We start from the raw sequence: 23,033 nt of genomic DNA, 5'->3' as shown, positions 1-23,033 counted from the left end.
AAAAGGACTCTCCTGTTTATTACTGATTACTGGCACGATAGGTTTCAAGATAGTAGATTGTGATGTATACATTCCAAATTAAACTCACAACAACCATGAACGAAATACAGCTTCGAGGAGCCGGGAATTCAGGAGGCATCTGCACAGGGCTGTGGTTCACTTTGAACCGTTGACGGCCGGAGCGATTGCCGGAAAAATACGAGAGCACCGATACCCATCAATACATACAGGCCTGCCATTGCATATGAAGGCAGAAAGGCCCCAATCGTTAGGCCAAAACTACCCAGCAGAGCAGCCGCGTTATAACTCATCCCATCGGCAGCCATATAGGCAGCACGGTCTGAATCAGGAATCATGCCAGCAAGCATGACCTGACGGACAGGCGCATACATGAGCTCACCAATGGTTAGCAGTACAGCCGATGTAATAAGCAGCCAGGCCCAGTTGCTGAAAGCGAGCACGGCAAAACCAGTCGTGTACAGACACATGCCGACGGTCATGATAAATCTGGATTGGAAACGCCCCATCCATTTGGAAAATGGAATGGCCACCAAGGCGACGAGTACAGTGTTGATGGCCATGATCAGACTGAACATCTGTAGTCCTGTAATGTTCCAACTGAACAGTTGGGCATTGAAGTCACTTTTCAGACGAACGGCGATGTATTTATCCAATTGGAACTCCAGAGAGACAGCCAGGACCGTTGCGGTGAAAAACACCATAAAACGTTTGTCTCTAAATACACCGCCATAAGTGTTCAATATATTCCTTTTTATCGGGGCATCAAGCTGATTGGAGTGTTTCTTATCCATTGTTTCATGAATATAGAACAAGAGAATAAATAGTGTAACCACGCTCTCCATGCATACCAGACTGAACAAAATGAAGCGGAAGGACTCGAATAATAACCCGCCCATCAGCGCACCAATCGTAACGGCGACGTTGGTAGTCCAATATTGCAGTCCATACACATACTGACGTTCATGTTCACTGCTCACGTCCACAATCATGGCATTGGCAATGGGCCCGGTGATACCCGAACTGATACTGCTAAGCAGAAACATCGCACAAGTTAAAGGAACGGAGTCCATCCATGGGGAGTTGGCGGCAGCCAGCCAGAAAAGGGCGAATACCTGCAACATTTGGGCGATGACCATCAGTTTCTTGCGTCCGACTTGGTCAGACCCGTATCCTGCGCCCAAACCAACGATCATGGAGGCCACGATATTAACGGTTAACAGCATACCTGCCCAGCCTGCACCAACCTGGACACTCAGATAAATCGCCATAAAAGGAATAATGGATTTCTGAGTCAGATCCGTAAAAAAATCAGTAATGATGCGAATCTTGATGTTGCGGTGCAAATCCGTGTATTTCATGTGTAATGTTCTTCCCTTCCTGCTGGTCTTGTCGATGTACCTGAGTATAATGGAGGAAAACCTGAAGAAAAACTGTAAACGCACAGGTGTGTATTTCGTATTTTAACCAGTGCAAGGAAAGGTGGGAGATTGGTGGAGGTTATTGAACATTACATGCAGTTGCGTATGGCCTTTCCGAACGCAGGTGAGGAGGAAGAAATACATACAACGATTGGTGAACTTGCAGAACATTTGTGTTGTACAATGCGCAATATGAATCTGATCATGAATAAATTCATGAATCATGGCTGGATCAATTGGAGTCCACAACGCGGCAGAGGAAGAAAATCAGTGCTAATCTTTTGCCTGCCCCTGCTTCAGGCTGCTCAGGAACGATTAGACCAACTCTTGCAGGGGAACAAGCTGGAGGAGGCCTATATGCTCGTTTCAGCACTGCCATTCTCGATGAGAGACATGCTGATGCAAGGATTGCAGGGCCAGTTCGGTCTGCGTTCTGATCAAAGTGCTCGTGGAAGATTGGATACGCTCCGTATTCCACAGGAAACTCCCTTTGAGACATTGGACCCAACACAAGCTGCCATGTGGGGAGAAGTTGGAATTATTGCGGAGGTCTTTGATCGCTTGGTACAGTACAACGCTGAGCGCCTGGTTTGTGAACCGAGCCTTGCTGTTGCATGGGAGAGTAGCCAGGAGGGAACGGTGTGGACATTTTATTTGCACAAGGGCATACGGTTTCACCATGGCAAGATACTTGATGCAGAGGACGTTAGATATACGTTTGAACGGATTCTTTCAGATCAGGAGAGCCCTTGCCGGCCGCTTTTTGGCTCCATTCTTCGGGTAGAGACATTGGATGAGCTTACGGTGCGCTTTGTATTACGGTTCCCCAACTATATGTTTCCGGATCTGATGAGCAGTATGAATGCATCCATCTTGCCCTGTGATATAGAGGTGGATCCGATGCATCCAATTGGTACGGGACCTTATCGATTGACGCGCAATCATCCCAAGCTGCTCGTGCTGGACGTGTTCCCTTCCTATTTCAGGGGGCGGGCGTTCATTGATCGGGTTGAAATATGGCAGCTTCCCCAGTCGGGTCTGGTGGAGTCGGTGATCAAACAGAATCTGTTTCCGGACGGACAAGCTCGTTTGGTACAGCATGAGGTTCAGGGCGGTATATACATGACGTTTAATATGCGAAAAGAAGGGCCGCAGCAGGATCTATACTTTCGCCAGGCTGTTCAGCAGCTCATGAACTCACAGGAGATGGTGGAGGCCTTGGCACGCACAAGTGTACAGGCTGCCTATAGCCTGGTTCGAGACAAGCCCGGGGAACAGTGGCGGACTGCACAAACAGAAAAAAATGAACCATCGCAACAATGTGAACGCCTGAACTTCCTAGAGCAATCAGAGGACGACCCTCTGTTTCTTCCACAGGAAGCAAGGAAGCCATCTGGACCGTCTATGGATACTTCACTCGTCCGAGCTAATAAGCTGTTACAACGCAGCTGTTATGCTGGTCAGATCATGAAGGTATGGGTAGAGGAGGGTGAGAAAATGGAGGCAGACATGGTCTGGTTTGCACAGCGCTGTGAACGGATTGGACTGAAGGTGCATGTTATGCCAGGTAATCCGGTAAACGCCGTATACCATGATGAGTTTGCTTCCTTCGATCTGATCTACACGGGTGAGGTGTTCGACGAACATCCCACACTGAGCATGCTAACGATGTATACGTTCCAGAATACGTTGCTTCTCATTGCACTTGATGACCAACGAAAAAGCCAACTGGAGAACGAATGCAGACATGTCGTTATGATTCAGGATAGTGCTGAGCGATTGCGTATGCTAATAGCGTTGGAGAAGAGGCTCATTCAAGAGGCTTTGCTCCTGCCTGCCTACAGCTTCAGGGAAGAGCATGCCCATCATGCTTCGCTTCAGGATTACCGTATCCTTTCTTTCGGCATGCCTGATCTGCGTCGATTATGGGTGAAGCGCAGTTCGAATGCGAACGGGGATACTGCGAGTTATCCGGCGTATATCCCATTGTGGTAAGTGTTTAGTTTAACTACAATGGGATAGCCGGTAAGGGGATGCTTTTAGCTTTTATACTATAGGTGATTTGATGAATTCAATGGGCTTTGTACCTGGCTCGAGCAGCAGCGGGATGGATAAAGCGTTAATGCTATCTTGCTCATCCGTCTTAAACGTAAACGTAAGCTTCAGGCCAAACAGGACGAGTTCCACCGCAAAAGTATCTTTCCCGGTGTATTCCATAGGCATTTCAATCGCATTAAAGATGGTCTGTAATCCTTCATTCGTCTGTTCAATGGTTAATTCGCCATAACCCGGATGGGTGTAAATGCCCGTATATGCAGTTACAGGACGATCATGAGGATGAACTTGAGGCTCCTCCGTTTTATCCCCAGCTGCTGCGGTTTCTGTAGCTTCTGTGGCTTCTAATTCTCCAGGGTTTTCGGAAGCCGATGCAGTAATTTCAGATTCAGGCGATTCTCCATTCATTAATTTGGTTAATTTTCCGCTCCAGTCTAAGGGTTCCAATCCAAGCAGGCGATCCATAATGTTAAAAGTGGTTGTATAGGGAACTACGCTCCCATTCGTATTACAAAGGACCACGACACCAATCTGCTCTTCAGGCAAAAAGGCGACTTGTGAAGCGAATCCATCGATGGCTCCGCCGTGATGAATCATGGCGTGTCCACGATAAGAATCAATCATCCAGCCTAGACCGTATGTGCTGACAGGCAGCTCTTTGCAGTGGAAAAGTGAATCACAAACCATTTGCGGGCTATGCATGACAGCCAACTGTTCTTTGGAAATCAGTTGTTTCCCGGCCTGCTGCCCTTGATTCAAGTGAAATTGCACCCAGGCAATCATATCAACCAGATTGCTGTTAATCGAGCCAGCAGGGCCTACGGCATCTATTTTTCGAAAAGGTATTCTTATGTTCTGTCCGTCCTTTTCCATATAAGGGAAGGCGAAATCGGGTTGAAGCTGCATCTCATCGACAGAGAAGACACTTGAATTCATTCCGAGAGGGTTAAACAGGGACTCCTGAACCACATTCTCCCATGAAGTTCCTTTTAGTTGACCGACCAGATAACCAGCCGCCATATACATCAGGTTCTGGTACTGCCACTTGTTCCGAAAGTCCTCATTGGGCTCCAGATACTGAAGCGCGTTCACGAGTTCTTCTCTGCTCCGTGGTGAGTTGTACCACACCATCTCGTGCCTCGGCAGTCCAGAGCGATGACATAGCATATCCCGGATGGTCAGACGTTCGGTTGCTACCGGATCAAACATTTTGAAATCCTTCAAATACGACCTAACAGGTGTGTCCCACTTCAGAATATTCTGATCGACGAGCAGGGCAGCGGTTGATGCCGTGAAGGCTTTGGTACTTGAACCGATCGCGAATAGGGTATGGGGTGTAACTTCGAGTTTGGACTCCAGATCGCGATAACCGTATCCTTTCTGCCAAATGACTTCATCCTTGTGGATGACCGCTACCGCCAAACCTACACCTTTCCATCGTTGAAGCTGCTCTTCCGCGAAATCATCCAGTCCATCCAGCATGGTGTGAAGATAGGTCGTGTTCATCGTTTACCTCCAATATAAAATAGAGTTGTACATCAATTGAGCTGCATAATCGTAATATGTAATTACATGGTTTGAGTTGTTGTTATCTGTACTTACTATGAAGAAGCGGGTTGGATTTTACATCCTACCCGAGACTGATTTTGTCTTACAACGGAGTGCTCACAGCATGGAGAATGGAATGCTTGTCAAACTAGTCCGCATATATCGAACAAGTCCCTCATAACATGTACTAATCAAGTAGGGGTTCTGCTGTACGCACAATCCTGAAGTGAAAACATGTGCTAAAGGGGATGATGTCATGCGCCGAATATCATGGATGCTTGCCATGGTATTGGTCTTATCGGCCTTACTTGCTGCGTGCGGGAAGAAGGATGCGGCAGCCGTGGTCAAAGATCTGAACGAAGTCGTAGGAGAGATGGAAAGTTATCAGGGGGCTGGCATCATGACGCTCCATACCGGAGATACGCCGCAGCAGTACAAGGTCGAGGTATGGCATCAGAAGCCTTCGTATTATCGTATCGCGTTAACCAATGCCAAAAAGGATGTAACGCAAATTGTACTGCGCAATGATGAGGGTGTATTTGTCCTCACGCCGAGTCAGAACAAAAGCTTCCGTTTCCAGAGCAACTGGCCGGATAACCAGGGCCAGGTTTACCTCTATGAGACGCTGATCCGCAGCATAACAGGTGATTCAACCCGCCAGTTCGCAGATGAGAAGGAGAGCTATGTATTCGACGTAGCTGCCAACTATAATACACATGCATTGGTCAGACAGAAAATATGGCTGAACAAAAGCGATTATGCACCGAAACAGGTAGAAGTTTCCGATTCGAATGCCAATGTGGTTGTTGATGTGAAGTTCGATAGTTTCAAATTCGGCACCGCATTTGAGAAAGACGCTTTTGACATGCAGCGTAACATGACAGCTGCTGCCCAGGATGGTAGCAAGGCTGGTACGGACTCCGGTGCTGCTCCTGCTGAACAGACAGGAGAGACGGATGGTAAAGAACCTGCCAATCCTCAAGGTGCACCGGAGAAAGATTCCGAATCGAATCCGAGCGGAACAGTCAGTGATGGACAGACGGGTGTGAGTGGTAACACGGAACAGCCAGATTCAGAAGATCCGGCCAGTGGTCAGGGTACGGAAGAACCGACTTCGGCCGAGCCGGAAGGTTCAGACAGCTTTGGGGTTATTCAGCCGACCTATGCACCGGAAGGAGTCAAACTTAAAGACGATCAGATCGTGGAAGGATCTGGAGACTATTCGGTAATGCTTCGGTACGAAGGGACATATAACTACACGATTTTCGAAGCAAGGCCGCAGGACAGAGCCGTATCGCTTGCCCCATCGAGTCTGGTTGATCTTGGATTCACTTTTGGGATGTTGAGCGGAGATGCCTTGCAGACACTGACATGGATGACGGATGGGATAGAGTACCGAATTACCAGTGCAGATCTGCCTGTGAATGAAATGGTACAGATTGCGACTTCGATGCAGGAAGAGTCAGGGAAATGATTTGAAAAGTATAGTCGTCCTAACATAAGGAATGCTAAGAAGCATCGGAGATATAATCTCCGGTGCTTTAATGTATATGAAGGGATCTTCGCTGTAATTTATCCGTGTTTTGTGACATTTACGTTTCGTCGATTAAACGTGTATCAACATGCAACAATCACGCGTAAGATGAATAAGAATTAATCTGCATGCCCTCAATAATGCAAAACACGCTTCTACGCAGGGGGAACCGGGTAAATAATACCGTATAAGCAGATTAGTCATGTTAGGGAGAGGTGAATATCTCTTCATTTGTCTGGCTTATAGGTCTTATTCTGTGTTTGCTCCGAACTTCAGGATAACGTTCCTGTATGTGTTTTGGACTGCGGAACTTCTGCTCATTTGACAGTCACATGCTTGAGCATTACGATGGAGTCTGACGTGAGCCGGATTAAGATGACTAGAGAAGGTGACTTAACGTGCAAGAACAATATCGGCCGACCCAAGCGGAAATCAATTTGGATCATTTGTGCAACAACGTAGACGCTTTCCGCGAAGCATTGCCGCAAGGCATGAAACTGCTCGCTTGTGTGAAGGCAAATGCCTATGGGCATGGAGCAGTGGAAACGGCCAGAGAACTCGAACGAGTTGGCGTGGATTACTTAAGTGTAGCCTTTCTTGACGAAGCGCTGGAATTGCGACAACACGGAATTACGCTTCCGATTCTGGTATTGGGTTACACGCCGCCTGAAGGCATCGCTGAAGCCTGGAAACATGATGTAACCATTACGCTGTTCAGCAGGGAAGTACTCGAAGCAATCCACCATTTGGAGACAGGTACATCCCAGCGCAAGCTAAAGGTTCATATCAAAATCGACAGCGGCATGGGCAGACTTGGCCTGCTGCCTGGCGACGAAGCCCTGGCTTTCATACAGGAAGCCGCGGCGCTGGATCAGGTGATGCTGGAAGGCATGTTTACTCATTTTGCCAAAGCGGATGAAGAAGACAAGACCTATACACTGGAGCAGTATCGACGGTTCCGGGGCGTGGTTGAAGCGCTGCGGGATCAGGGATGTGTCATCCCGATTATACATACGGCGAACAGTGCCGCCGCCATTGATACACCGGAATTGTCCTATGATATGGTACGCGTGGGGATCAGCCTATACGGACTGTATCCTTCGCCAGAGGTGAATCATCAGGTGGTGAAGCTGTCCCCGGTATTGACACTGAAGACAAAGGCGGTTCTGGTCAAAACACTGCCGCCCCACTGGGGTATCAGTTACGGAACCCGGTATGTAACTCAAGGGAATGAACGAATAGCGACGTTGCCTATCGGCTATGCAGATGGCTTTTCAAGAATGCTGACAGGTAAAGCACAAGTGCTTGTACGCGGCCGCCGCGTTCCCGTCGTCGGTACGATCTGCATGGATCAGTGTATGGTGTCGCTACAATCTTTTGCAGAAGAAGCAGAAGAAATTCAAGCCGGCGAAGAGGTTGTTCTCATCGGTCACCAGTCGGGTGCAGTGATCACTGCAGACGAGGTGGCATCTCAACTCGGTACGATTCCCTACGAGGTGATCTGCATGATGGCGCATCGAATCCCGCGGGTCTATACCCGGGGTGGAGCAGTAATCGCCAGGATCAATCCTCTTTTGACATCCTGACAGGTCGACTGGACGCTATTTCCAGGAAACTTTTTTTCAGAACAGAAGGAAAACTGTCGGAGCATCTCGAATTATGAATGTGGACTGGGATGAAAAATCCTGAAAAGAGATGTTTGCTCTGTACGAATATTGTTCCCCGTGTTTATAATGGAGTACAGCATACTTGATATACTCGGGGCATATATATTCCTTTGTATAAAAGTTCTGGAAAAACGTAATACTGGTTCACAATGGCGAAAGGTTTGTGGGGGTGGAAGAAAGGTGGCCAACTTGCAGAACACCAAGCGGATCATGATCAGTTTGCCTGATTATCTTTTGCAGGAAGTGGATGGCATCGTAGCGCTGGAGAATTCCAACCGCAGCGAATTGATTAGGCAGGCCATGAAGCTGTATTTGACGGAGCGTAAGAAACGTTACATCCGTGAATCGATGCAGCGAGGGTACATGGAGATGGCGAAGATTAACCTCACCATGGCATCCGAGGCCTTTCACGCGGAGGAAGATGCGGACAGCACTCTGGACCGCTTAGTTAGCGGGGTGTAGACATTGATCGTAAAACGCGGTGACGTTTTTTTTGCGGATCTTTCTCCCGTTGTCGGTTCCGAGCAAGGTGGAGTCAGGCCGGTTCTGGTCATCCAGAATGATATCGGCAACCGGTTTAGTCCTACTTGTATTGTGGCGGCGATCACCGCCCAGATCCAAAAGGCAAAGCTGCCGACGCATGTGGAGATTGATGCGGCGGCACATGGCTTTGACCGGGACTCGGTTATTTTGCTCGAACAAATACGGACCATTGATAAGCAAAGGCTGACCGACAAGATTACCCATCTGGACGAGGAGACCATGAAACTGGTCAACGAAGCCTTACAGATCAGCTTGGGCTTAATCGATTTTTAAGGCATCAGGCAGTTATTTTTTGTTCTGCCGTGCTAACCGTAGACAATGGGCGCTCCTTCACAGGAGCACACAATTTCAGAACGCAATCACAGGAGCGTACTACAGCCTCACGGCTGTGGTGCGCTCTTTTGATTAAAGCTCCATGAAAGCGTAGAACATTGAGAAGCTTTTCGTTATAATGATACCTGAGAAACCGTTTACGCCAATCGACATATATAGAGGTGGAGGAGAAATATGAGCATTTATATTGACCAGGAGAAACTTCAATTTCATCTGCAGACTCAAAAAGCAAGCTACGTATTCCAGGTGCTGCCTTCAGGATATTTGGTACATTTGTATTATGGCAAAAGATTACGTGACACCGATTTGAGCTGGCTTCACGTGCGCACGGAGCGTGCCTCGTTCAGTCCGAATCCGGTGCCGGAAGACCGGACGATCTCCTTCGATACACTTGCACAGGAACTGCCTGTATACGGTACAAGCGATTTCCGTCATCCGGCGGTACAACTCCAATTAGCCAATGGGTCCATGATTACGGAATTCACGTATAAAGGACATCGTCTGGAGGCAGGGAAACCTGTACTGGAAGGCTTGCCGGCAACCTATGTAGAAGCCGAGGAAGAAGCGGACACCCTGATTATCGAGCTCGAAGACCCTATTGCCGGTATTCGAATTGAGCTTTCTTATACAGCATATGATTCTTTTAATGCCATTACCCGTTCAATGCGTGTCATTAATGAGAGCGCTACCGCAGTGGATATTGTGCGCGCACTCAGCACATCCGTGGATTTCCCGCATGCCAATTATGAGCTGTTGCAGTTGTCTGGTGCATGGACACGAGAGCGTGATATCGTACGCAGACCATTATCCTCGGGAATGCAAGGTGTGGAGAGTCGTCGCGGAGCCAGTGGACACCAGCAAAACCCGTTTATTGCCTTGTTGTCTCCAGGTACGGATGAGGATCAGGGGCAAGTCTATGGCTTCAGTCTTGTGTACAGTGGCAGTTTTACAGCACAGGCGGAAGTGGATCAGTTCCACACCACACGTGTTTCGCTGGGGATTAACCCGTTTGATTTCAGTTGGAAACTGGAATCAGGTGAAGCGTTCCAGACACCTGAGGCGGTTATGGTTTATTCGGATGCAGGTCTCGATGGCATGTCCCAGTCGTATCATGAATTGTACCGGGAGCGACTGGCACGCGGAACATTCCGTAATGCGGAACGTCCGGTGCTGGTGAATAACTGGGAAGCGACTTATTTTGGCTTCAATGCGGATAAGATCGAACAGATTGCTCAAGCAGGGAAGAATCTTGGTATCGAACTGTTCGTACTGGATGACGGATGGTTCGGCCACCGGGATAGCGATAACTCATCACTCGGTGACTGGATTGTGGACAAGAACAAACTGCCACAGGGTATTGAGGATCTGGCGAACCGTGTAACCAAACTGGACATGCAGTTCGGTCTATGGTTCGAGCCTGAGATGATCTCGCCGGACAGTGATTTGTATCGTGCACACCCGGATTGGTGCCTGCATGTGCCCGATCGACGTCGGACCGAAGGCAGACAACAGCTGGTACTGGATTTCTCACGTCAGGATGTGCGAGATGAAATCGTACGAATGATTAGCGACGTGCTTGGTTCCGCACCGATTTCTTATGTGAAATGGGATATGAACCGAAACATGACGGAAGTGGGTTCTGCCCTGCTGCCAGCAGACAGACAGCGTGAGACGGCGCATCGCTATATGCTTGGATTGTACGAAGTGATGGAGCGTATCACATCAGCGTTCCCGAATATCCTGTTCGAGAGCTGTTCAGGTGGTGGCGGTCGCTTTGATCCAGGTATGCTGTACTACATGCCGCAAACGTGGACCAGTGATAATACGGACGCGATATCCCGCCTGCGGATTCAGTATGGTACAAGTCTGGTATACCCAGTAAGTTCAATGGGGTCACACATTTCTGCGGTTCCAAATCATCAGGTTAATCGAATAACGTCTCTCGAAATTCGTGGACATGTCGCGATGTCTGGTAACTTTGGATACGAGCTGGATTTGACCCGTTTCACCGAGGAAGAGAATGCCCTCGTAAAGGCTCAGGTTGAGCTGTACAAGGAAATTCGGGGAACGATCCAATACGGAACGTTCCGTCGTTTGCTAAGTCCATTTGAGGGAAATGAAACGGCGTGGATGTTTATTGCACCGGATGGCAGTGAAGCCGTTGTATTCTACTTCCGTGTGCTGTCCGAACCGAATGCACCGCTCCAGCGTCTGAAGCTGAAGGGCCTGGACCCTGATGCGGATTACCGCCTGAAAGGCGGCTCTGAGACATTTACCGGGGATGCGTTGATGTATGGCGGGATCTCTGTAGGCCGTGCATCGGGAGACTATCTGAGTGAATTGTTCCGCTTTGAACGCGTCTAGATAAGTGAACTACATTTTATTTACACGGATACTACGATGACAGAACAACCTTCCAATCGCTGTTATCCCCAGATTTTTCGATTCCCTTTTCTCAAAGGGAAAATCCGGAGATAGCGTATGCTTCCGATGTAGCTTTCTTTCAGAAAGCTTTTAGCCGAACGCTTCGCTTTTTCAGGTTTTTTTCTGTCCTCTCCGTTATCGTGTAAATGAGCAGTTTCACTTATTAGATTGCTATTGTATTTAAAGTTTTAAACAAAGGAGGACCGAGGAGCGTTGTGATGACGTTATTCGGTCTTTTTTTGACGTAATGGGGAAGGCTGGAGGGGGACGTAATTTTGTCAGAACTTGTATGCCAGCGGAATGATGGAAATCTGGACGTGATTTTGTGATAATATAGGGTAGAGTGGTTGAACCAAATGGTTCAATCCAAATGTAATTACAGCAGCAAAGCTGCCCTGAAATGATTGTAACGAATGATTCAGGAAGGAAAGAGGGATTTATTTTGTCTGAACAGGAAACGGTTCTGGAACCCAATGAAGAAACAATAAAGGCGGAACGCCATGAACGAATCATCAAACAGGTAGCCAAGGAACTGTCACTGTCCTTGAAGCAGGTCCGCACCACGTCGGAGCTTCTGGACGAAGGCAATACGATTCCATTTATCGCCCGCTACCGTAAGGAAATGACTGGAGAGCTGGATGAGAACCAGCTGCGGCTCATTGAAGAACGCATCGTTTACTTGCGCAATCTGGAAGACCGCAAAGTGGAAGTCATCCGTATTATAGAGGAACAAGGCAAGTTGACCGGAGAATTGAAACAGTCGATCACTCAGGCAGTCAAGCTGCAGGAAGTGGAGGACTTGTACCGTCCGTTTCGTCAGAAGCGGAAAACGCGGGCCAGTGTAGCGAAGGAGAAAGGGCTCGAGCCACTCGCTGTATGGATCTGGGGTCAACCGAAGCAAGGGAATGCCCTAGAGGAAGCTGCGCGTTATATTAATGCTGAACTTGGGGTAGAGGATACAGAGGCTGCACTTCAGGGAGCCAAAGACATTCTGGCTGAGAATATTGCAGATGATGCTGCTATTCGTGCCTGGATTCGCCGATATTCATTGGATCATGGCATGCTGACTTCGGAAGCGAAGGATGCCGAACAGGAGTCAGTGTATGAGAACTACTATGATTATCGTGAATTAGCCAAAAAAATGCCTCCTCACCGTATTCTCGCCATTAACCGCGGTGAGCGTGAAAACATTTTGAAAGTGGGTCTGGAAGTTCAGCCTGAACCGGCTCACCGTCATATGGAAGGACAAATTATTAAGGGTGCATCTGCAGTGCAGGACATTTTGCGTGCTGTGATTGAAGATGCTTACAAACGATTGATTGCCCCTTCGATTGAGCGCGAGGTTCGTGCAGAATTGACGGAAAAAGGCGAAAATCAGGCGATATCCGTATTCTCAGCCAATCTTCGCAACCTGTTGCTTCAGCCGCCGATTCATGGCAAACGTGTGCTTGGTGTCGATCCTGCCTACCGTACTGGTTGTAAACTGGCTGTGGTTGACGATACGGGCAAGCTGCTGGAAGTGGCTGTTACCTATCCAACGCCACCACACAACAAGAAACGTGAAGCAGCCGAGGTTTTCCATCGGATGATTAAGCAATATGACATCGGATTGATTGTCATCGGTAATGGTACCGGGTCCCGTGAAACAGAACAGTTTGTTGCCGAGATTATTCAGGAGAACGGGGACGAAAGTCTCGTGTATCTGATCGTCAATGAAGCTGGGGCGAGTGTGTATTCTGCATCCAAGCTGGCCCAGGAAGAATTCCCGGATCTGGACGTTGCGGAGCGGAGTGCTGCTTCGATTGCCCGCCGGGTGCAGGACCCGCTGGCTGAGCTGGTTAAGATCGATCCAAAAGCCATTGGTGTAGGTCAATACCAACATGACGTATCTCAAAAGATTTTGGAAGAAAGCTTGAAGGCTGTTGTAGAATCCGCAGTTAACCACGTGGGCGTGGATGTGAACACGGCTTCACCTTCATTGCTGTCCTACGTTGCGGGTGTAAATGCTACCATTGCCAAAAATATTGTGAAATACCGCGAAGAGAACGGCCGCTTCACGAACCGTCGCCAGCTGCAGAAGGTGCCGCGCCTTGGCGCCAAAACCTATGAGCAATGCGTAGGCTTCATGCGAATTGGTGAAGGCGAGAATCCACTGGATCGCACACCGATTCACCCTGAATCGTATAAGGTCGTTGACCAGCTGTTTAAGGAGCTTCAGGTGGAGCTGGACAAGCTGGGCAGCAAAGAACTGTCTGTGCTCCTGTCTGAACAACAACCGGAGCAACTGGCTGTCAAGCTGGATGTAGGTGTGCCAACACTGCGCGACATTCTGGACAGCTTGCAGCGTCCGGGTCGTGACCCACGTGAAGAAATGCCGCTTCCGATCTTCCGCACGGATGTGCTCAAAATTGAAGATTTGGTGGAAGGCATGGAACTTCAAGGTACGGTTCGTAACGTGATTGATTTTGGTGCCTTTGTTGACATCGGCATCAAGAGTGACGGACTTGTCCACATCTCACAGCTGAGCAACGGTTACGTCAAACATCCGATGGATGTTGTATCTGTCGGGGATAATGTAACGGTGTGGGTGATGAATGTGGATACCAAAAAGGGCCGTGTCGGCCTTACCATGAAGAAGCCTGCTTCTGCTCAGCAGTCTTCCTGATCCAACATAAAGAATCGGAGTACAGCCTTCCCTGTATTGGGAAGGCTGTTTGTTGTCAGCTATAATAGTACTGTTGCCCGTACTGTATTCTTCGAAGAAATTGTATGAATGAAGTGAGAGGTTGAGGTGGACGGAGAGAGTGGCGTAAGATCCTTATAGTTCGCTGTCCGCGCTGCGCGGGGTGCCACTTGTCGGTTTGTTTCGGTAAAAGAACCAGCATTCGTTCAGCAGCTTGATCTGTCTGCTATCCTTTTTGTGAAATGCACGCATTAGTTGATTGCAGAGCCATTGAGGCAAAGGTATCTCCTCCTCTTGCATAATTCATCTGTACGTTAGCATATGTGGCAATAGCCTGGACTGTGCGGATTAACCTGTGAGGAACTGGAAAATTCGACCCATAGAAAAAAGCGCAACCTCCGATTGGGGAGATGCGCTTTGGTTCCGTTTGGGATCAATAAAGTCTATAAAGAATTAGAACGATTCCATCTCTTCTTCATACCATTGCTCCAATTGGGCCTGAAGTGCCCGAATCTCAGTGAGCAACGAAATTAATGGGTAGTGTGTCTCGCGCAGTGCTGCAAAACTTTGTTCAAGGGCATTGATATAATCCAGACCGCCAATGATGGAGAGTTTCTCGTCCAGGAGATCAAGATTGTCACATTCAGCAATGGCCCAAGGCAGAGCAGGTACATCTGCTGCGGTGAGTTTATCAATCTCTTTGTGCAGGCGCAGGTTGAGCGCACTGAGTTGGTAGGCATAATCGGCAGGCATCTCCACAAACTGTAATTGCTGTTCCTGCTGCAGGATGACGTAGCGCATTGTAGGCATAGCGAGTAATAATCTCCCCTCATACATTCTACTTGACAGTGTAGCCTACGAAACGGTTAAAATTCAAGTATTATGGCGGAAAAACAAATGGCCCAAAGGGTGTGAAAGGAAAGAAACCGATGGAAAATGAGGAATTGCAACAATGGATTGAGCAGGTGTCACTGGACCATTTCGGGGTTCCGTTCACTCACGAGGCGCTGTTTAACCGCCGTCTGACCACTACAGGTGGGCGTTATATGCTCAAGAGTCACCGCATCGAAATTAATCCCCATCAGCTCGAAGTATATGGGCGGGATGAAGTTGAGAAAATCATCAAGCATGAATTGTGTCACTACCATCTGCACATTCGTGGACGCGGCTACCGCCACCGTGATCCTGAATTCAAGGCATTGCTGCAGAAGGTTGGTGGTTCGAGGTTCTGTCAGTCCCTTCCTGATGGAAAGGGCAGAAAACCTCTACCTTATCGATATAAGCTGGTGTGCAAGAGCTGTGGTACGGAATATTTACGTAAACGGAAAATAGATCCAAAGCGGTATCGCTGTGGTCGTTGTGCGGGTAAGTTGCTATTGCATGAAATATAGAGTGGGGCATTTAGCATCAGCTAAAGGACGACATGGGATCTGCTAGAATGGTGTGACGCCATAGTTGGAATGGTTCTTTTATATCTATGATCCAGTTTATATCGATCTTAAGAAAGTTGTAATCTTTTTGGCGACCTTATTGTCATTATTTCATAGTAAGCTGGTGTAGTTGGATCACCAAAAAAAGTAATGTCGTAAGGAGGAACGAAGATTGGCAGAGTATAGGGTGCTTGTAGTGGATGACGATCCCGATATTCGCAATGCGATTGAGATTTATTTACGCCTTGAAGGAATCTCGGTGAGTAAGGCTGCGGATGGGCAGGAAGCGATAAGAAAAGTCAGGGAAGAAGAAGTTCACCTCATTGTAATGGATGTAATGATGCCTAATCTGGACGGTATACAGGCAACTTCCAAAATACGCGAGAACTGCAATGTACCGATTATTATTTTGTCTGCCAAAACCGAGGACTACGACAAAATTCTTGGTTTAAATATTGGAGCTGATGATTACATAGCCAAACCCTTCAATCCATTGGAACTGGTAGCCAGAGTGAAGTCCCAGTTGCGTCGATATACAGGACTCGGAACACAACAAATCGACAGGGATGATGAACAAGAAATTGAGGTCAGGGGACTGGTGCTTAACAATAGAAGGAAGAAAGTAACGCTGGAGGGTGAAGAGATTCGATTAACTCCAACGGAGTTTCATATTTTGAAATTGTTGATGGAGAATAAGGGACGTGTTTTTGCGATTGATGAAATCTATGAACGCGTTTGGAAAGAGCCGGCCTTTCAGCCAGAAAACACGGTGGCTGTACATATTCGCCGGATCAGGGAGAAGATTGAGTTTAATCCAAGAGAACCGAAATATGTAAAGGTGGTGTGGGGCATTGGCTACAAGATGGAAGGTTAATGTGATCCCTTATATGATTCGATTTGTTTTGATCAGCTGCAGTACTCTCCTGTTTTTTTATGTCATCTCACGAAGTTTCCAGAATATTGACTATGTTTTTTGGGGCTGGGGTGTTCAGAGTGATCCATCTTTAATCATATGTTTGTTCCTGATCGCTGTTTTATATGTGTATAGAAACCGATTTCCACTGCCTTCGGAGAGTAAATATGTGAAAATGAAGAATTGGTTGTCGGTCAGATTGGCTATGGATGTACAAATATTGCTTTCTTTGATCATCGGTCTACCGTTGTTCTATGGAACGGTTCTTGTCATGCAGGGGAATGGCGTGCGGATTAGCCAACAAGAGTGGATCAACGATATTGTTATGTATATATCTGGATTTCTTTTGTCATCCGTGCTGCTCTGTTTTACTGGAGAGTATGGTAGGGCGGGGATTCGGATCATCGCGGATCGAGCCGCGCTTCGTCAGACCATCAATGAATTATGGTTACGCACGACGATTTTTATGCTGCGGGATGAATTAAAACATGCGACCCCACCTGAAAATAGGATCATCAAAACACTGATCGTTTGGTCTGTATCTCAATTCGTATTGTTGATCACTGCGTTCTTGGTAGAGGAATTTAGATTTCCAATCTTGCTGCTGTTCGTGGCGTGCAGTGTGATTCTTCTGGGTCAGATCGTGCGAAGCATTCATGGTTTGCAAGGCTTAACACAAGCAGCTTCGGCCATGGCTTTGGGACGTATGGACGTTCAGCTTCCCCAGCAGACAAACGGTATGCTGGGCCAGCTGACGATGCATATGAACGGCATGAAACAAGGAATTCAGAGTACCGTCGAAAAAAGAGTGAAAAGTGAGCGAATGAAGTCGGAGCTGATTACCAATGTCTCACATGATTTAAAAACGCCGCTGACCTCGCTGGTGACTTATGTGGATTTGTTAAAACGTAATGAAGGTACTGCCGAGGAAAAGGCAGAATATATTGAGGTACTGCAGCGCAAGACGAAGCGGCTGAGTGTACTTGTTGAAGATTTATTTGAGGCGGCCAAGATGGCCAGTGGAGATGTGGAGCTTCATCTGGAGCAGGTCGATGTTGCAGCCTTATTACATCAAGCCTTGGCGGAATATAGTGAGTCTATCGTACAGTCCGGTTTGATTTTCAGAGTAAGTGGGAGTGATGGTCCGATGTACGCTGAGTTGGATGGAAAACGTACATGGCGTGTATTCGAGAATTTACTTGGTAATGTCATTAAATATGGAATGAAGAAATCAAGGGTGTTTATTGAATTGTCAGAAGATGATGCGTATGTGATATTGTGTATCAAAAACGTTTCTACATATGAAATGCAGTTTGCAGCAGATGAAATTTTTGAACGTTTCAAGAGGGGCGACCGTTCCCGGAGCGCGGAAGGATCGGGATTGGGTTTATCCATTGCGAAAAGCATTGTTGAGCTGCATGGAGGGAGAATGAACATCAAGATAGATGGCGATCTGTTTAAAGTGACGGTCCATTTTCCAAAATGCACTCAGCAGAAGCAATAAAATAATCATCGTGACCGACTTTTCTATGCACTCGAATGAAAGATGCAAGGCTTCTAAGAAAGTAACTCGGGCATGTTGACTTGGCTAATTAATCATGATAAATTAAATTTATTCAAGATTAATATTCCCTGATAGCTCAGTTGGTAGAGCACTCGACTGTTAATCGAGTTGTCACAGGTTCGAGTCCTGTTCGGGGAGCCATTTCTTGGAGAGATACCCAAGTGGCTATAAGGGGACCCTCTGCTAAGGGGTTAGACTGCGTAAGCGGTGCGAGGGTTCGAATCCCTCTCTCTCCGTTCTGATATACTTCTCTGTATAAGGGATGAGAACCGAAAATGTTCGTCGGAGCATAAGCTTCGAAAGGAATACATCGCAGTCTCGAACGAAGTGAGAGTATACCTCTCTCTCCGTTTTGAAAACACGACGAAATAGTAATCCCCTTCACCATGAATCGTTAACGGTTCGTTGTGAAGGGGATTTTTGATGTGCGCTCATTCGGTTATCGACAGCTTTTAACCTACATAACCTACAGCGAAATGCCCAGCATCTCATACAAACCCTTCTTGCCTGCTTCCGTCACTTCAACCGAACGGCTCCCCGATTTCTGGCGAGTCCATTCCAGATGGGACAGCCTGCGTTCCAGTTGCTCTCCAAGCAAGCCGGAGAGGTGATGGCGGCGTTCGCTCCAGTCCAGACATTTGCGGGCGATGGCACGGCGTGATCCGGGTTTCACCTGAAGTTCAATTCCAAATGAAGTGAACCATTGATATCCTCTCTCTGTAATGTGGTAATCCTTGGCCTGCTCATCTTCCGGGTCGACCAGGTAACCTTCCCGCAATAAGGCTTCGCACAAAGAGATCCCCAATTTCCCGGCCAGATGACCATAACAGGTACGAGCGAAACTCAGTTGCTGAAGCTGGTTGGATTGTTTGAGAGACCTAACCTGTACAGGTGGGGCAATACTGCCCATCGTTTCGATCAAAAAAGCAATTTCCTTGCTCGCCAGACGGTAGTACCGATGCCTGCCTTGACGTTCAACCACTAGCAGCCCGCCTTCGACCAGCTTGGCAAGATGGTTGCTCGCCGTTTGGGGTGTGACACCAGCCATATAAGCAAGCTCACCGGCAGGCAGCGCTCTTCCATCTAGTAGGGCTTCGAGAAAAACAGCACGACTCGGATCAGCGATTAACGACGCAATAACAGATATATTCGGATATGCATTCATACTTCGATGATACCTGAACTATTAGTATATTACAATCGAGTCAGGCTAATCCGCATGGGTCAGATTCAAGTTGTGGAGCCGAATGAATGGAAACAGGAGATGGAGCAAATCATGAAGCACGAACACAGTAGAGAACGATCTGCCAAGGGGCAAGAGATGAATCAACATGAAACGATTAATCCAAGTATTTTATATTACGGCACCCCCGTATTGTTACTGAGCACATTAAATGAAGACGGATCGACCAACTTGTCCCCATTGTCCTCGTCGTGGGCGCTGGGAGATTGTCTTGTGCTTGGGTTGGGTGTTCAGGGCAAGGCTTATGAGAATCTGAGCCGACACCCCGAATGTGTTATTAATTTGCCGGACGCTTCCATGTGGAGGCAGGTGGAATCCTTGGGACGTTATACGGGTACATATCCGGTTCCCGAGGAGAAAAGACAGATGGGCTACAAATTTTGTTCCGAAAAATTTGAAGCCGCTGGGTTGACAGCTCAAAGTTCGGCTCTGGTTCAACCTGAGAAAATAGCGGAGTGTCCGCTTCAGATCGAGGCTTCCGTGCAGCACATCCGCACACCGGAGCATACGCCTTTTATGGCTGTTGTTGAGGTGAAAGCGCTGAAGGTACATGCACATAAGACGCTTATATCTGGATTGAACAAAATTGATCCGGCGAAGTGGCACCCGTTAATCTATAATTTTCGGCATTATTATGGATTGGGGGAGAGACAAGGGGAGAACTTCCGCGCTGAATAGGGATAGGTATAAGTATAAGTATAAGTTAAAAGCATAGATACATCCTATGTAATCCAGAATATATAAGTGGGGGCCATTGGGTCTTCACTTTTTTCATGTACTTTTGAAATGGATGAAAGAATGCCACGAATGATTATTGTATTAGTTAAAGAATGGGTAAATAGTAAAGAAAGATACATGTAAGCATATACATAAGAGAGGTGATGAACATGGAGATGGAATACTTGATGCGTGTACTCATAGCTGGCATATGCGGCGTGTTGATCGGATATGAGCGCAAGAACCGAATGAAGGAAGCAGGGATTCGTACTCATTTTGTCGTCGCTGTGGGTGCAGCGTTGATGATGATTGTTTCCAAGTATGGCTTTCAGGATCAGGCAGGCTGGGCTAATCTGTCGCTTGACCCCTCCAGGATTGCTGCACAGGTGGTCAGTGGGGTCGGTTTCATTGGAGCCGGGATGATCTTCACACAGCGCCATACCGTTCGTGGATTGACGACAGCTGCGGGGATCTGGGCGACTGCCGGAATGGGACTGGCCGTTGGTTCCGGATTGTATTGGACAGGTGCGGGAGTGACGCTTCTTATTGTTCTGGCACAGATGCTGCTGCATCGGCCGACACGCTGGCTTGTATCCGCGAGAACAGAGACGTTGACGATTCGTTTGCTGCAGGAGGGAGATACGCTGAAAACCGTTTTGGCTTTGCTTGGACAGGAAAAAATCTCGGTGATCGGTTTCAAAACGGAACAGCAAATAAGCACAGACTTCGGAGAGGAGACTGTGCTCGAATTCACGTTGCAGCTGCCGGGTTCATACCGGGGAGAGCAATTGATACTTTTATTGCAGGATATTCCTCATGTTCGTTCCGTTGAAATGAGGTGATATTAACGTTTGGCTATGCCACAATGATGAACCGGCACGAAAAGGATTATTGATTGCCTTCACTGACGGTCTCAGGACGGGAAACAGGCTTTCCTTCAAGAACACAATGAATGGCATGTGCGACACCATGTTCCACATTGGTCAATGACACAGCCTTGGCAATCGCCTTAATCTCCGGTTCAGCATTGCCCATGGCAATGCCGAGTCCTGCCATTTGGAGCATGGATACATCGTTGAAATTATCACCAATGGCTGCTGTATCTTCCATGGATATGTTCAGATGAGCTGCCAATCTGGTTAAGGCGTTTCCTTTGGATACATCAGGATGCTGCATCTCGAAGTTGTGTTCAGAGGATACCACCATGGCTACATCGGAGCGAGAGGCAAAGTATTCACGCCCTTGTTGCAATTGATCCGGGTTCAATGAAAAAGCCATAATATTGTAAATGTAAGCTTCGGAAGGGATTTCCTGATGGGAATTCACGCGGTGATAATCTTTCTTCTCATAGTGCTTTTTAACGGCTCGTATGAGACGTTCAATGTCCTCACCAGGACTTGAGCCAAGAATCCGGTCCATCTCGGCGAGCATGGAGTCATGGCTGCCGATCGGGGCATATATCCCCTGTTGTGTAGAGGCTTCGTAGTAACAATGATGATCTTCCAGCCACTGCATTACCGATGCAGCCGTTTCACGCTCAAGGGGAAGGTGGAATAGGCGTTCACCGTTGGCATTATGGATGGTAGCGCCGTTGGAGCCGATGACGGGCGTGTTAATCCCGCCCTCGCTGCTTATCGTTAATACGTCCGAATAGACGCGTCCAGTAGCAATCGTAACCATCAATCCTTCTTGTTGTGCCTTATGGATGGCGGCTGCATTTTCCGGGCTGATCTGGCTGTCTCTGTTCAATAACGTTCCGTCCAAATCCGTAGCAAATAATTTCATATCATTACAACTCCTTATCGATTGTAGGTTCAGGGATGAGAATCTCGACTTGTTGCTCGGCTAGAAAGGTTCGCCAATCGGGGGAAGGCCACTGATCCGTAATTAACACATCAACGAGTGACCAGTCGGCAAAACGATAGCCATAACGCTTATCAAACTTGGAATGGTCCGCAAGCACGATAACCTGTTTGGCGGCCTGCATCATCTTGTGTTTAATCTTTCCTTCTTCTTCAGAGGCACTGAAGCCGTCCATTGTAGTTCCACCAATGCCGATGAATGCTTTATCTACATAATAATGGGAGAGCGTTTCAATAACAGAGGTACCGTAGACGTAACGCTGCTCCTTATCGACTTTACCACCAAGCAAACGAATCTCGACAGTTGTGTGATTGGAGAGAAGTTCAGCGGAATAAATGGAATTGGTGATGACCGTACAGGACTTGCCGTTCAGATTTTCTGCACATGTCTGCACTGTAGTGGAAGAATCCAGAATGATGTGTTCGCCTTGGCGGACGATAGCGGCGGCTAGCTTGCCAATGGCTCTCTTTTCGTCTGAAATCTGGAGCAGGCGATCTTTGTACGATCTATGCTCAACGGGTGGAACGGGGAGAATGGCGCCGCCACGGGTTCGGATTATCGCATCTTGTTCTTCAAGTTTGATCAAATCTCTGCGGGCCGTATCCCGGGACACATCAAACAGGGATACAATATCATCAGCCGAGATGCGACCGTGCTTGCGCAGATGTTCGATGATCAGCTGCATTCGTTCTTCCTGGAACAAACGTGACGCCTCCTTGTTCATATCTAACCGTGCTTATTATTTACTTACTGATTATTCAATTATAAGTAGTAATAATGAAATATGCAATATTGTAAGTTAATATAAGTGAATATAAGTTTTTTTATCTTGATTTTACAATTTACGATGATAACGGTGATAAATATGTGAAAGGGAAAATCATCAATATTAAGGGGGAGAGAGGCTTGAAAAATAGGGCAAAGAATAGCTGAGAAATAAATATAAAAAAAGTGTTGCACATTTCAGTTCGCCTATGATATACTCATTCTTGTCGCCAAGAAAGACAACTTGTTTATAAGGCCCGTTGGTCAAGGGGTTAAGACACCTCCCTTTCACGGAGGTAACAGGGGTTCGAA

General features: G+C 47.6%; 19 protein-coding genes and 2 tRNA genes. 14 read left to right on the top strand and 7 right to left on the bottom strand.

Features of this window, described 5'->3' with window-relative positions:
* Window positions 1–128: 128 nt before the first annotated feature.
* Window positions 129–1,379, bottom strand: coding sequence for an MDR family MFS transporter (locus PPA03S_RS13485; protein WP_062323676.1), 1,251 nt, complete (start codon window positions 1,377–1,379; stop codon window positions 129–131).
* A gap of 132 nt (window positions 1,380–1,511) precedes the next feature.
* On the opposite strand from PPA03S_RS13485, the gene PPA03S_RS13480 reads away from it, so the two are divergent.
* Window positions 1,512–3,434 carry an ABC transporter substrate-binding protein gene (locus PPA03S_RS13480; RefSeq protein ID WP_062323674.1) on the top strand — a complete coding sequence of 641 codons (1,923 nt, stop codon included), beginning with the start codon at window positions 1,512–1,514 and terminating at the stop codon, window positions 3,432–3,434.
* Window positions 3,435–3,485: 51 nt separating this feature from the next.
* Here the strand turns inward: PPA03S_RS13480 and PPA03S_RS13475 are convergent, their stop codons facing one another.
* Window positions 3,486–5,000 carry a serine hydrolase gene (locus tag PPA03S_RS13475; protein WP_062323671.1) on the bottom strand — a complete coding sequence of 505 codons (1,515 nt, stop codon included), beginning with the start codon at window positions 4,998–5,000 and terminating at the stop codon, window positions 3,486–3,488.
* Window positions 5,001–5,298: 298 nt separating this feature from the next.
* Here PPA03S_RS13475 and PPA03S_RS13470 point away from each other — a divergent pair, with 298 nt between their 5' ends.
* The 6 genes from PPA03S_RS13470 to PPA03S_RS13445 all read left to right on the top strand — a co-directional run bounded on the left by PPA03S_RS13470 (window position 5,299) and on the right by PPA03S_RS13445 (window position 14,208).
* A complete protein-coding gene (locus tag PPA03S_RS13470; protein WP_062323668.1) occupies window positions 5,299–6,516 on the top strand; it encodes an outer membrane lipoprotein-sorting protein in 1,218 nt (405 codons plus the stop codon).
* Between the two features lie 458 nt (window positions 6,517–6,974).
* Window positions 6,975–8,162: an alanine racemase gene (gene alr / locus PPA03S_RS13465; protein WP_062323666.1), complete on the top strand. Its 1,188-nt coding sequence runs from the start codon at window positions 6,975–6,977 to the stop codon at window positions 8,160–8,162.
* Between the two features lie 261 nt (window positions 8,163–8,423).
* A complete protein-coding gene (locus tag PPA03S_RS13460) occupies window positions 8,424–8,705 on the top strand; it encodes a CopG family ribbon-helix-helix protein (protein WP_024630715.1) in 282 nt (93 codons plus the stop codon).
* A gap of 3 nt (window positions 8,706–8,708) precedes the next feature.
* On the top strand, window positions 8,709–9,059 hold the full coding sequence (locus PPA03S_RS13455; RefSeq protein ID WP_024630714.1) for a type II toxin-antitoxin system PemK/MazF family toxin: 351 nt from the start codon (window positions 8,709–8,711) through the stop codon (window positions 9,057–9,059).
* 234 nt (window positions 9,060–9,293) lie between these two features.
* Complete coding sequence (locus tag PPA03S_RS13450; RefSeq protein ID WP_062323664.1) at window positions 9,294–11,483, top strand: alpha-galactosidase; 2,190 nt, start codon at window positions 9,294–9,296, stop codon at window positions 11,481–11,483.
* Between the two features lie 502 nt (window positions 11,484–11,985).
* Entirely contained in the window at window positions 11,986–14,208 is a 2,223-nt protein-coding gene (locus tag PPA03S_RS13445) for a Tex family protein (protein WP_062323661.1), read from the top strand.
* Between the two features lie 153 nt (window positions 14,209–14,361).
* Here PPA03S_RS13445 and cmpA read toward each other — a convergent pair whose 3' ends face one another.
* A complete protein-coding gene (gene cmpA, locus PPA03S_RS32860; protein ID WP_090808144.1) occupies window positions 14,362–14,505 on the bottom strand; it encodes a cortex morphogenetic protein CmpA in 144 nt (47 codons plus the stop codon).
* Between the two features lie 174 nt (window positions 14,506–14,679).
* Window positions 14,680–15,036 carry a hypothetical protein gene (locus tag PPA03S_RS13440; RefSeq protein WP_062323659.1) on the bottom strand — a complete coding sequence of 119 codons (357 nt, stop codon included), beginning with the start codon at window positions 15,034–15,036 and terminating at the stop codon, window positions 14,680–14,682.
* A gap of 119 nt (window positions 15,037–15,155) precedes the next feature.
* On the opposite strand from PPA03S_RS13440, the gene PPA03S_RS13435 reads away from it, so the two are divergent.
* The 5 genes from PPA03S_RS13435 (at window position 15,156) to PPA03S_RS13415 (ending at window position 18,369) form a co-directional block, all read left to right on the top strand.
* Window positions 15,156–15,617, top strand: coding sequence for a SprT family protein (locus PPA03S_RS13435; RefSeq protein ID WP_062323657.1), 462 nt, complete (start codon window positions 15,156–15,158; stop codon window positions 15,615–15,617).
* 211 nt (window positions 15,618–15,828) lie between these two features.
* Entirely contained in the window at window positions 15,829–16,530 is a 702-nt protein-coding gene (locus tag PPA03S_RS13430; RefSeq protein ID WP_062323655.1) for a response regulator transcription factor, read from the top strand.
* Between the two features lie 214 nt (window positions 16,531–16,744).
* Window positions 16,745–18,073, top strand: a complete 1,329-nt coding sequence (locus PPA03S_RS13425) for a HAMP domain-containing sensor histidine kinase (protein WP_245683620.1) — start codon at window positions 16,745–16,747, stop codon at window positions 18,071–18,073.
* Between the two features lie 125 nt (window positions 18,074–18,198).
* A tRNA-Asn gene (locus PPA03S_RS13420) sits at window positions 18,199–18,274 on the top strand.
* 6 nt (window positions 18,275–18,280) lie between these two features.
* Window positions 18,281–18,369: transfer RNA gene (locus PPA03S_RS13415), tRNA-Ser, on the top strand.
* A 230-nt stretch (window positions 18,370–18,599) separates the two neighbouring features.
* Here the strand turns inward: PPA03S_RS13415 and PPA03S_RS13410 are convergent.
* Window positions 18,600–19,298, bottom strand: coding sequence for an ArsR/SmtB family transcription factor (locus PPA03S_RS13410; protein WP_062323651.1), 699 nt, complete (start codon window positions 19,296–19,298; stop codon window positions 18,600–18,602).
* 156 nt (window positions 19,299–19,454) lie between these two features.
* Between PPA03S_RS13410 and PPA03S_RS13405 the strand changes: the two genes are divergently transcribed.
* Both PPA03S_RS13405 and PPA03S_RS13400 read left to right on the top strand, forming a co-directional pair.
* Window positions 19,455–20,054: a flavin reductase family protein gene (locus PPA03S_RS13405; protein ID WP_062324012.1), complete on the top strand. Its 600-nt coding sequence runs from the start codon at window positions 19,455–19,457 to the stop codon at window positions 20,052–20,054.
* Between the two features lie 209 nt (window positions 20,055–20,263).
* Window positions 20,264–20,935, top strand: coding sequence for an MgtC/SapB family protein (locus tag PPA03S_RS13400; RefSeq protein ID WP_062323649.1), 672 nt, complete (start codon window positions 20,264–20,266; stop codon window positions 20,933–20,935).
* 46 nt (window positions 20,936–20,981) lie between these two features.
* Here the strand turns inward: PPA03S_RS13400 and PPA03S_RS13395 are convergent, their stop codons facing one another.
* Both PPA03S_RS13395 and PPA03S_RS13390 read right to left on the bottom strand, forming a co-directional pair.
* Entirely contained in the window at window positions 20,982–21,878 is an 897-nt protein-coding gene (locus PPA03S_RS13395) for a Cof-type HAD-IIB family hydrolase (RefSeq protein ID WP_062323647.1), read from the bottom strand.
* Window positions 21,879–21,882: 4 nt separating this feature from the next.
* On the bottom strand, window positions 21,883–22,659 hold the full coding sequence (locus PPA03S_RS13390; RefSeq protein WP_062323645.1) for a DeoR/GlpR family DNA-binding transcription regulator: 777 nt from the start codon (window positions 22,657–22,659) through the stop codon (window positions 21,883–21,885).
* Between the last annotated feature and the right edge of the window lie 374 nt (window positions 22,660–23,033).

The sequence above is a fragment of the Paenibacillus pabuli NBRC 13638 genome (assembly GCF_001514495.1).
In the GTDB taxonomy this organism is placed as follows: Bacteria; Bacillota; Bacilli; order Paenibacillales; family Paenibacillaceae; genus Paenibacillus; species Paenibacillus pabuli.
The sequence above is the reverse complement of the archived record's forward strand: the minus strand, read 5'-3'. Positions and strand labels throughout refer to the sequence as shown.